The following is a 10,672-nucleotide window of genomic DNA, read 5'->3' as shown; positions in this document are numbered from 1 at the left end:
TTTTAGCAAATTTTAATACTTCAGCCCCATTACACATCCCATAATGAACGGTATTAATTAAATCAACGGGTATCCCTTTTTCTAAACCTGCTTTTTTTAATTTAGGGAGCAGATATCGAACCTGTGGACCTACTAATAACACATCAGCTTGATCAAGATGGTTATTCACTTCGTTCGCACTTACTGCCCATATTTTCGCAGAAATCCCTTCTGCTTTTGCTGCTGCTTCCATTTTTGTTACCAATAAGCTGGTCGACATGCCTGCAGCACAGCATAATAAGATATTCATAACAATCCTCCTTTCTCTAATTTTTTGTAACCGCTTACAAAGTGGGTTAAAATTTTTTCCATTTCGATTAACAATGGATTTACTGATAACCTGTCCTCCATGTCAAGAATTTTGTCCCGCCCTAATATATATTTAATCACCAAATAAATTAGGACAAAAAGTTTCTATTTCCAATGTGATAAAAACTTACGGATTCTTAAATTAGCAGAAAGATAAAAAGAAGCCCGGAATATTCCAGGCTTCCTGTTATGGAGCGTGTTACCTTCTGCTTTTCACTTGGGGACCATTCAATAGATCTATACTAATTCCTTTCTTACTCCATCAACTAAGTTCTTCAAACTCTCTTGCAATTCTTTCAAACGCTTCCTGTATGAGTGGTCTTGGTGACGGGATACAAATTCTTTGCCATTGTAATCCTTCCTCACCAAACATCTTCCCATCCTCAAGCAGTACATTCGCTTTATTATAAATGCGATCATGGATATCTTCAGGTGTGAGACCATACTCGCTAAAATCCATCCACATAATATAGGTACCTTCTGGAATCCTTACCTTAACCTTCGGCATTTTCTCCGCCAAAAACGTAACAGCCCATTCCATTGTTCCATCAATGTAGTCCTTCAACTGTTCTAACCAATCTTCTCCTTCATTGTAAACAGCAATCAAGGCTGAAACCGTAAAAGGGGATGGTAAGTGCATGCCCATAACCTTATTAAAAGTGTTTCTAAGTTCTGGATTGGAGATAATTACATTTGTACAATGAAGCCCAGCGACATTGAACGTTTTATTGATAGCTGTAAAAGTAACAATACGATCACGATGTTCGGTAGCCTTGGCAATTGGAATAAAGGTCTGATTTCGGCGAACTAAATCCCCATGTATTTCATCGGCAACGATGAGGACATCATGTTCCGCACAGATATCGGCTAATTTCCTTAATTCATCCTGAGTAAACACTCTTCCAGTTGGATTATGCGGGTTGCATAAGATGAACATTTTTGTCGTTTCTTCTTTGGCTTTCGCTTCAAAATCGGCAAAATCAATTTGAAAGTACCCTTCACTATTTGCTTTAAGAGCGTTATTCACAACTTTGCGACCATTGGCTTCAATTGCAGAAGTAAACGGTGGATACACGGGCCTTTGGATAATGATGCCGTCTCCTGGGTTGGTTAAGGCTTTGACAGCCACATTTAAGGCATGGACCGTTCCAGGACTAAAACTGATTTCCTCCTGCGGAATCTCCCAATCATGTCTCGTTTTAAACCAATGTTGAATGGCTTCATAATACTCTTTTGGAAAGATAGTATAGCCGAAAATTCGGTGGTCGACCGTTTTATGTAAGGCATCAATTAAGGGCTGAGGGACGGGTAAATCCATATCGGCCGTAAACAAGGGGATCGTCTCTTCATCATAGCGATCAGTCAGACCGATTTGTTTAATTAAGTCCCCTCCATCCCATTTAATTGAATAGGTTCCTCGTCGGTTTACAATTTCATCAAAGTTATATTTCATTTATATCCACCCTTCTTTTTTTCATTTCATCAAATGTTTCATTTGTAAAAATTTTCATTGATTCCTCTAAATTATAGCGATTAAACGAGGTGAATAAAAATTTGGAGGATAAATTTTTTTTCAGTATGTCTGCGATGATATTAAAAAGAGCAGGCCTCAGATAGCACTGCTCATTACTGCAAGTTACACATGTTATTTTATGGGCCCGTTGCGATTAAAATGGGAATTGATTTGACCAATGATCATTTTACGCTTTTCCTTTTTGGAGAAATCTCTGCTAATTTCCATCGTTTGGACTCCCTCTTCAATTTTCTCAGCAATTTCTAATAGTCTTTCAATATCCGCAAATGAGTATTTCCGTGTCCCATTTGGGGTCCTGTCTGGAAAAATTAGCTTTCGTGTTTCATAATAATGGATTTGTCTGCTTGTTAGTCCCGTCAATTCTGTCACAATTCCAATGGTTATAACCTTTTGTTCACGATAGGATGGGGTTTCGTTTCCCAAAATACCACCTGCCCAGTTTGTTTATTTTTAAAAATGTGAATTGTTTAACAATTCTAATGTTACATATTCTAACACATGATGTTATAAACTGAAACAATAAATTTCTCTCCTTCAAAATTTTCGCTTTTAATTATGAAAATATTAGCTTAATTAAAAGTTGACTCTTAAAAAATCTATGTCACCTTAGAAATATATTCTTATATACAGAAGGAGAAGGACTCATTCCCTTATGAAAAGAAAAATACTTGCCTATAACTTTGAATTTTCTGAAACGCTAGATCGTTTAAGAGATCGTTTCGACGTGGAAATTTTTGAACGGATCAATCCCAAAACAGACCCAGCTTTTTTGCATGCTCTTAAGACGGCTGAAGGAATTGTCGGCCTCGCGCTCCCAGTCGATAAAGAATTGCTAGACATGGCTCCAAATTTAAAAATTGTTTCCAATAACTCGACAGGTTTTAATAACCTATCCATTGATGAGATGAACAAGCGCGGTATTATGGGCACAAACACACCAGGCGTACTTGAGGACACTACGGCTGATGCGATTTTCGGTATCCTCCTCGCAGCAGCAAGACGAATCCCAGAATTAGACCAATTCGTGAAGACTGGAAAGTGGAAGCAACATCTAACTAGGAAAGAATATGCCATTGATGTTCATCATAAAACATTAGGTATTATTGGGATGGGGAAAATCGGCTCATTAATTGCAAAACGCGGGCATTTTGGCTTTGATATGGATGTCCTTTACTACAACCGCACCCGTAACCTTGAAGCTGAAGAAAAATACAACGCTGTTTACTCTTCATTTGATACCTTACTTATGGAATCCGATTTTGTTTGCTTAATGACCCCGCTCACACCCGAAACTGAAAATATCATGGGAGAACGAGAGTTTAAAATGATGAAAAAGTCAGCCATTTTTGTAAATGGTTCGCGCGGAAAAACAGTGGATGAAAAGGCATTAATCGAAGCGTTACGAACCAACGAAATCCATGGAGCAGCATTAGATGTATTCCAAATCGAACCAGTCAGAGCGGATCACCCTTTGCTCCAGTTTCCCAATGTGGTGACGACCCCGCATGTTGGATCATCCACCCACGAAACAGAACTTAAAATGGCCAAACTTGCAGTCGAGAATTTAGAAGCAGGGCTAACGGGGAAACGACCGAAAAATCTTGTTAATCCTGAGGTATTGGATTAATTTCACAAAGGAGATAGACCCTTGAACTCACCAAAAACTATTGTCGAAAAACTAAATTTAAATAAGTATGATCGAAAATTGGTTCTAAACAAACCGGAAGATTTAGATGAATTGAATGGGCTAGATTATGATTCATCACCTAATAAAGAAAAATATGATCTAATATTCCTTTTCGTTTTTAGTTTGGAGGAATTTTCACAGCAGCTTCAGTCAGTGATTGACAATCAATTACTCGAAAAAAATGGATATATATTCTTTGCCTATCCAAAAAAGAATAATCCAAAATATCAAGAATACATTGAACGAGACAGTTTATTTGAGGCAGTTGCGATGGATGAAGAGGGCTATACACTTGGAAGTGACATTAAGTTTTCTAGAATGGTTAGTTTAAATGATGTGTTTACCGTGGTTGGATTGAAATCAACACCAAAGAAAGCGAAAAAAGCCGCCAGCAGCAAATCTAGTCAATGTGTGGACGACTATATTATACATGTTGAGGATATTAAACAGTATTTAAACCGAAATGAAGAGTTACTGGCATCCTTTAATCAATTGACATTTGGCTATCAAAAGGATTGGGCCCGTTATGTATACAGTGCAAAACGGAAAGAAACCCAAGCAAAACGGTTGCTTGAGATGGAGACAGTGCTGCGCGAAGGCTATAAAACAATGGATTTATATCGAAGGAAACAGAAATAAATGTGCCCCCTTCTACCTAGAAGGGGGTTTTTGATTGTGTTCAATGAAGTAAACAGTCCTCTAGACAGTAAATGGTGCTTATCCGCCAGTAAATGCCGGTTATCCGCCAGTAAACCCAACTCATCAGCCAGTAAGCCCTATTTACTCGTCACCTTTAACCCCATATGAAGGAGCCAATTCAGGGAAAACGGCTCTTACCTTATAGTCGTTTGCTTGTGGCTCGTATATTTCCCATAGTTTCTTTAAATCTTCTAGAGGATTTTCACTATAATCTACTCGTAAATCAACAAATGGGAATGGTTCATCTGTGAATACAAGAAGTCCAATCGAGCGTTCCTGATCCAGCTCTCCACCCATTTGGAAGCCTTTTTCAATCGCTATTATTAATCTATCAGCTAATGCCAATCCCTCTGTCCGTATAAATTCACGTCCCATTGCTTCCGGGATGGAAGAATCACTTAGTAGATTTCCGATACTGGCAACATTTTTATCACAAAATTCTCCATGTACCCCAAGTGCCCTGCTTCCAGTGAAGGCAGCCGAATTCCCTTTTGCATCCACCACTGCTATCTGTCGATACTCCGGGTAAGGTGAAGCCTCCTTCATTGAGCGGATGGCTGACTGGGCATCAAATCCATTCTCCAGTACAGAAAACCCTATCGCTGCTAATCTTGGATCGGTTACATTTTGTGTTAATACCGCCCCTACTCCCGTTTTTGCCCATGGGCATCTGGCACCAACCGATGGACTGCTAGACGTAACAATGACGCCGAAGGCACCAGTTGACGCACAGCGGCCCGCTACCGAAAATGTCAAAAAAATCCCCCCTCGCTTAAACTAACTTTATCAATATTGAAGTACTCCACTAAAATACATTACTCGCTAATGACAGCTTCAACGTCAATCTCCATGAGCATCTCTGGCATCGCAAAGCCACTAACTAATAATCCGGTACTACATGGATACACATCCTTAAAATGCTTGCCAATAACTGGATACACCTTACTGCGATCTTCACGATTCATCAAATAGACAGTAATTTTACAAATATCCTGAATGGTGCCGCCTGCCTCTTCAATCAGCTGCTTCACGCAGGTACATGCCATTTCTGCCTGAGCTTCCACATCTCCAATCCCGTGAAAGTTTCCATCCAAATCAAAGCCTGTTTGACCTCTTAAAAAAATACGATTTCCTGCTCTCACAGCCATGCTAAACTCGTTGACAATATGATGTTCCGGTTTTCCTAAATTTTTTGGATAGAACTGTTCTGTTTTAAACTTTCGAAATCTCTGAATCTCTACTTTTTTGGCTTCACCATGAATTGACATTTGTATTCCTCCTTAGAATAGATGTTTATATTTAAGGAATATTTCCTTAATTAATCCCTAAAGTTTATTCGTAAATTTTATGAAATATACCAATTCAACTTTGTTATCCCAGATAGGAACGCTGGACCAGTTCACTTTCCTTTAGTTGCTCTTTCGTGCCCTGACCTGCTAAACGCCCCGCCATTAACACATAACCGCGGCTGCAAAAATCTATAGCCATTTCTGCATTCTGATCAACTAATAAAATCGTAGTACCCTGCCGATGTAATTCCGTTATTTTGTCATATACTTCAAAAACTAGCTTAGGAGATAAGCCCATTGAAGGCTCATCAAGTAATAAGAGATTCGGTTTTGTCATCATTGCACGGGCAATGGCAAGCATTTGCTGCTCTCCTCCTGAAAGCAGACCTGCCAATTGATCCCTTCGGTCACGAAGGATGGGAAACGGTTCTGTGACCTCTTCCGCTCGTTGTTGGCGCTCTTTAGACGGAAGTGTATAACCGCCCAACAGCAAATTATCCCACACAGACAATAAAGGGAAGACATGACGTCCTTCTGGCACAAGTGTCATGCCACGACTGACAAGCTTAAATGTTTTTTCTTTTATGATAGATTTACCAGCAAGCAGGATATTCCCACTCTTTGGACGGAGTTCGCCGATAATGGTTTTCAAGAGTGTGCTTTTTCCTGCACCATTGGCACCAATTACCGAAACGGCTTCCTTTTCTTCTACTATCAAACTCACATTGTCCAAAGCACAGATTTGACCGTAATAAGTACTTACATTTTCAACCTTAAGCATTTGCTTCAGCCCTCCCCATATAGGCTTCCAATACTGCTGGATGACTTTGGATTATTTCAGGAGGACCTTCAACCAACTTTTCTCCAAAATTTATCACGGTGATTTGGTTGGACAGTGTATTCACAAGATGCATGTCGTGAGCAATAATTAAAATGGTAATGCCCTGATCATTCACTTGTGAAAAGAGCTGCATTAGTTCTTTTGTCTCTTTCTGATTCATCCCTGCAGTCGGCTCATCGAGTAATAATAAATCTGGGTTTGTTGCCAAAGCCCGGGCAATTTCCACCCGTCTTTGATTTCCATAGGATAACCGGGCTGCATACTCATGGCGCATGTCCCATAACCCAACGAATTTTAAAATTTCTTCAATTCGTTCTTTTGCTTCCCGTTCCTTATTTCGGAAGTGCCTGGTACGGAATACGGCAGGCAGCAGCTTTCCGCCTGTCAGAAGATAGGTCCCGATTAATACGGTTTCAAACACGGTCATATCCGGAAATAATCTAATATTTTGAAAGGTTCGTGAAACCCCTTGCTCCGCAATTTTATCAGGTCTTAAAGATGTAATATTTTTGTTTGATAACTGAATTTCTCCTTCATCAGGAGAAATGACACCAGTAATCAAGTTAAATAATGTACTTTTCCCGGCTCCATTAGGACCAATAATCGCATGGATGTTATTTTGCTGTACCGAAAAGGATAAATTATTAACCGCCTTAACGCCCCCAAAGGATTTCGAAAGGTTATTGACGGTTAATATGGCTGAATCATCAACAAGCTTATTGTTCATAACTCAACCCCTCTTTCTCGACGACTTTTTTTTCCATTTGAATATTCCTCTTTAGGAGACGCTTCTTAGATATTTGGAACAATCCCATGATTCCCTTAGGAAAAAACATAATCATAATGACAATAAGGAAGCCATAAATTAACATTCTTAATTCTGGTGTTTCCCTTAGTGCCTCAGAAGAAACAGTAAGAATCGCCGCTCCTATAACCGCACCAGCAATTGATCCTTGTCCGCCGATCATGACCATCGTTAAAATGGTTACAGACATACCAAAAGCAAAGGTTTCCGGACTGACCACATGAAGAAAATGGGCATATAGAGCACCTGCCGCACCACAGAAAGCAGAAGAGATAGTAAACATAGTTACTTTTGTTTTAAAAACTGGAATCCCCATCGCCTGGGCTGCCAGTTCATCATCACGGATCGCAGTACAAGCTCGGCCGAAGCCTGACTTTATGATTAATCTCGTGATTAAAATACCTAGATAGACAAAGAGTAAGAGTAATGGGTAATAGTCATGGTATTGTAGAAATGGAAATTGAATGGTTCCCAATGTAATCGTTGGGGGAGCTGAAATACCCGCGATCCCCATTGGCCCTCCAGTTAAGTCCGTCCAATTTAGAAAAACAAGCCAGATTATCGTGCCAAAGGCGAGTGTCGCCATTACCAGGTATTCTTCGATTAATTTTAAGCCAATAAATCCAATGATGAACCCGATGATCGCCGTAATAATAATCGAAAAAGGAAGGGTTAACCAAAATGAAAAACCTAGATTTTTAGCCAGGATTGCTGCTACATAGGCCCCAATTCCAAAGAATGCTCCATGACCAACCGAAACCTGACCGGTATAACCAACAATTAAATCAAGGCCTAAAGCTAGAATGGCATAGATTAATATCAAATTGATCACATACATAAAGTACGGATTTACGATTCCTAGTGGAAGGAGAAATAATGCAATCCCCCCGAATAAAAGCACGATTTTTCGGAATGTCGGCTTTCTGATTTGTTCCATATTTCTCCCCCCTTTACACTTTTTGTTGGACAATTTTCCCAAATATTCCTTGCGGACGAACTAATAATATAAATAGCAAGATCACCATTGCGACTGCATCACGATAACCAGATGAGATAAATCCTGCCGCAAAGCTCTCAATTACCCCAAGTAATAACCCTGCAATCATGGCTCCTGGAATATTTCCCATTCCCCCCATTACGGATGCAGTAAATCCTTTTAATCCTGCAAATACCCCCATGGTTGGATAAACTAGGAAAACGGGTCCTACTAAAATACCTGCAAGCGCACCAACGGCAGATCCTATAGCAAACGTGATTGAAATAATCTTATTGGCATTAATCCCCATTAACTGCGTTGCTTTTATATTCTGGGAAGCGGCTTGAACAGCTTTTCCCATCAAAGTACGATTAATAAATAACTCCAAAACAATCATGACAAGAATGGTCAAGATAATGATAAAGATATAATGCTGGTTAATCAGCATATCTCCAATTGCAATGTTATTTGAGAGAAAAGGGGATGTTAGCCGCTCGGGTGTTGCCCCCCAAATATATTGAGCTAAATTCTGCAGGACAATCGATATCCCAATCGCCGCAATCAGTAAATTTAATTTCGGCGCATTCCGCATTCTCATATAAACCATTTTTTCCATTAAATATCCGAGTAACGCACCTGCACATACACCGCCAATATATGCGAGCCAAATCGGCGTATCTAATAATAGGAGATAAAGGGACACGAAGGCCCCTCCCATATATACCTCACCATGTGCAAAGTTAATAAAGCGAAGTACATTCCACACCATGGTGTAACCTATGGCCATCAATGCATAGATACTGCCGAGGACAATTCCATTTATAAGTTGATCGATAAACACAAGTAATCACCCTATTCTGATTCTTTAATTATCTTGAAATCGCCTTTTTGCACTTGCATAATCATTGGGGTATTAGAACGGTCACCGTTTTTATCAAACTTAATCGGCCCAGTAATACCTTGATATTCGATGTTTGCTAACGCGTCACGTGATTTTTCAGAATCCTCATCACCTTCAGTCAATGCCTTTGCCAGTGCCATAGCCGCATCATATGCTATAGCTGTATTTGCTTGCGCTGGAATATCATTTTCCTCTGCTAACTTTTTAAATTCTTTCATTTCTTCTGTATCGGCATTTAAATCAATCATGGAAGCAAAGATATGATTCTCAACCGCATCTCCCCCTAATGTGATGAGCTGCTCAGAATACATGGAATCATCTGGAGAGAAGAATTGAATATTTAAACCTGCCTGCTTGGCTTGCTGTTCAATTAAGGCCACTTCATTGTATAGACCAACAACCATTACTGCATCTGCTTTAAGTGTTTTAATCTTTGATAATTGAGACGAAAAGTTTTTATCACCTGGATTATATTTTTCCGCTGCAATGAATTCTACGCCCAATTCCTTCGTTGACGCTTTGGCGGCATCATACATGGTAATGCCGTAATCCGTATTTTCAAAGAGCGCTGCGATTTTCTTTACCTTTTTCTCCTCCGCCATATATTTCATAACAGCAGGAACGTAGACGGAACCTGTTAAGATAACGCGGAATAGGTATTTGTTACCCGTTTTAGAAAGGTCTGGGCTTGCCCCCATGTTTAAATGCAGGACTTTTGCAGGTCCTGAAACATCCTGTGCCGCTAATGTAGGCGATGAATTATATCCTCCAATAATCGCCTTAACTCCATCATTCATGATCATTTTATTAACAACGGCAACAGCCTCTGTCGGGGTAGCTTTATCGTCACCGACGATCAAGTCAAGCTTTTTCCCGTTGATGCCTCCATCACTATTAATCTTTTTAAAAGCAAGTTCCACACCATTCTTCATATCTTGTCCATACTGGGCGTTATCACCTGTCATTGGTGCTTGTAATCCTACTTTTATCGTGTTGCCGCCTTTAGAAGAAGAATTACTATTTCCCGATGAAGAATTCGTTGCTGAACACCCAACCAACAATACTGCTAGCACCAAAAACAGAAACAACTTTTTTGCAATTAAGCTTTTAGAGAATACCAACTTCATTCCTCCTCTTTCTTCTTGCATTTTTATTAAATTTTAGAATTTCACTTATCCTTATAGTAGAAATAGATTCTTAGGGTGAGATTATTGGTTGATTAACGGTGAAGTGTAGACTGTTATGGGTAGTAATTTCTAGGAGTAATAGTGAAAGGATTAGAACATGATCAATAATAAGTAAGGTTCTTTCTGCCTGTCATTTATGCCACACGAGCTCCTCCCCCCAATAATGAATGAACATAATCCTTACTTTTTATTTACGGATTTTTTCTTTAATTATTCTTTAATTAAAAATAACAAATTCACAGTGTTAATGTCAATTTAATTTTCTAAAAATTCTTACTTTAGTAATCTTTTTATTTTTAACAAACTATATCATATTTCCAAGGTTGGCTTGTACTATTATTCACTGAAAATTAGAACTAATTAAAAATTAATATTCTGAAAGAATATGGTCTAGATTAATAATCC

General features: G+C 39.2%; 12 protein-coding genes. 2 read left to right on the top strand and 10 right to left on the bottom strand.

Annotated elements, in window-relative coordinates:
• From V7659_RS07605 to V7659_RS07595, 3 genes are all read right to left on the bottom strand, one after another.
• A partial coding sequence (locus V7659_RS07605) for a PTS sugar transporter subunit IIB (protein ID WP_335539169.1) occupies positions 1 to 289 on the bottom strand: 289 nt, incomplete at its 3' end.
• A gap of 321 nt (positions 290 to 610) precedes the next feature.
• Complete coding sequence (locus V7659_RS07600; protein ID WP_335539168.1) at positions 611 to 1,801, bottom strand: MalY/PatB family protein; 1,191 nt, start codon at positions 1,799 to 1,801, stop codon at positions 611 to 613.
• Positions 1,802 to 1,993: 192 nt separating this feature from the next.
• Positions 1,994 to 2,305, bottom strand: a complete 312-nt coding sequence (locus V7659_RS07595; RefSeq protein ID WP_335539167.1) for a MerR family transcriptional regulator — start codon at positions 2,303 to 2,305, stop codon at positions 1,994 to 1,996.
• 229 nt (positions 2,306 to 2,534) lie between these two features.
• Here V7659_RS07595 and V7659_RS07590 point away from each other — a divergent pair, with 229 nt between their 5' ends.
• Positions 2,535 to 3,509, top strand: coding sequence for a 2-hydroxyacid dehydrogenase (locus V7659_RS07590; protein WP_335539165.1), 975 nt, complete (start codon positions 2,535 to 2,537; stop codon positions 3,507 to 3,509).
• A gap of 21 nt (positions 3,510 to 3,530) precedes the next feature.
• Positions 3,531 to 4,208 carry a YdeI/OmpD-associated family protein gene (locus V7659_RS07585; protein WP_335539163.1) on the top strand — a complete coding sequence of 226 codons (678 nt, stop codon included), beginning with the start codon at positions 3,531 to 3,533 and terminating at the stop codon, positions 4,206 to 4,208.
• Positions 4,209 to 4,349: 141 nt separating this feature from the next.
• Here V7659_RS07585 and V7659_RS07580 read toward each other — a convergent pair whose 3' ends face one another.
• The 7 genes from V7659_RS07580 to V7659_RS07550 form a co-directional block, all read right to left on the bottom strand.
• Positions 4,350 to 5,024 carry a DUF1028 domain-containing protein gene (locus V7659_RS07580; RefSeq protein ID WP_335539161.1) on the bottom strand — a complete coding sequence of 225 codons (675 nt, stop codon included), beginning with the start codon at positions 5,022 to 5,024 and terminating at the stop codon, positions 4,350 to 4,352.
• A 59-nt stretch (positions 5,025 to 5,083) separates the two neighbouring features.
• Positions 5,084 to 5,536, bottom strand: coding sequence for a RidA family protein (locus V7659_RS07575; RefSeq protein ID WP_144548217.1), 453 nt, complete (start codon positions 5,534 to 5,536; stop codon positions 5,084 to 5,086).
• Between the two features lie 103 nt (positions 5,537 to 5,639).
• A complete protein-coding gene (locus V7659_RS07570; RefSeq protein WP_335539158.1) occupies positions 5,640 to 6,338 on the bottom strand; it encodes an ABC transporter ATP-binding protein in 699 nt (232 codons plus the stop codon).
• The gene (locus tag V7659_RS07565) at positions 6,331 to 7,125 is read right to left on the bottom strand and encodes an ABC transporter ATP-binding protein (RefSeq protein WP_335539156.1); all 795 of its coding nucleotides are present in this window, start codon (positions 7,123 to 7,125) and stop codon (positions 6,331 to 6,333) included. The genes V7659_RS07570 and V7659_RS07565 overlap by 8 nt, the downstream gene beginning before the upstream one ends.
• Positions 7,115 to 8,140, bottom strand: coding sequence for a branched-chain amino acid ABC transporter permease (locus V7659_RS07560; RefSeq protein WP_335539154.1), 1,026 nt, complete (start codon positions 8,138 to 8,140; stop codon positions 7,115 to 7,117). The genes V7659_RS07565 and V7659_RS07560 overlap by 11 nt, the downstream gene beginning before the upstream one ends.
• 13 nt (positions 8,141 to 8,153) lie before the next feature.
• The gene (locus V7659_RS07555; RefSeq protein ID WP_335539151.1) at positions 8,154 to 9,020 is read right to left on the bottom strand and encodes a branched-chain amino acid ABC transporter permease; all 867 of its coding nucleotides are present in this window, start codon (positions 9,018 to 9,020) and stop codon (positions 8,154 to 8,156) included.
• Positions 9,021 to 9,031: 11 nt separating this feature from the next.
• Entirely contained in the window at positions 9,032 to 10,201 is a 1,170-nt protein-coding gene (locus V7659_RS07550; protein ID WP_335539149.1) for an ABC transporter substrate-binding protein, read from the bottom strand.
• Between the last annotated feature and the right edge of the window lie 471 nt (positions 10,202 to 10,672).

Source organism: Neobacillus drentensis, assembly GCF_036966985.1.
In the GTDB taxonomy this organism is placed as follows: domain Bacteria; phylum Bacillota; class Bacilli; order Bacillales; family Cytobacillaceae; genus Neobacillus; species Neobacillus drentensis_E.
Note: the sequence above shows the minus strand (reverse complement) of the source record. Positions and strands in the feature narration are given on the sequence as shown.

What these genes read in the sequence shown, in the direction of transcription:
- V7659_RS07600 (WP_335539168.1), bottom strand. Translation starts at nt 1,801, where the DNA reads ATGAAATATAACTTTGATGAAATTGTAAACCGACGAGGAACCTATTCA.
- V7659_RS07590 (WP_335539165.1), top strand. Translation starts at nt 2,535, where the DNA reads ATGAAAAGAAAAATACTTGCCTATAACTTTGAATTTTCTGAAACGCTA.
- V7659_RS07575 (WP_144548217.1), bottom strand. Translation starts at nt 5,536, where the DNA reads ATGTCAATTCATGGTGAAGCCAAAAAAGTAGAGATTCAGAGATTTCGA.
- V7659_RS07570 (WP_335539158.1), bottom strand. Translation starts at nt 6,338, where the DNA reads ATGCTTAAGGTTGAAAATGTAAGTACTTATTACGGTCAAATCTGTGCT.
- V7659_RS07565 (WP_335539156.1), bottom strand. Translation starts at nt 7,125, where the DNA reads ATGAACAATAAGCTTGTTGATGATTCAGCCATATTAACCGTCAATAAC.
- V7659_RS07560 (WP_335539154.1), bottom strand. Translation starts at nt 8,140, where the DNA reads ATGGAACAAATCAGAAAGCCGACATTCCGAAAAATCGTGCTTTTATTC.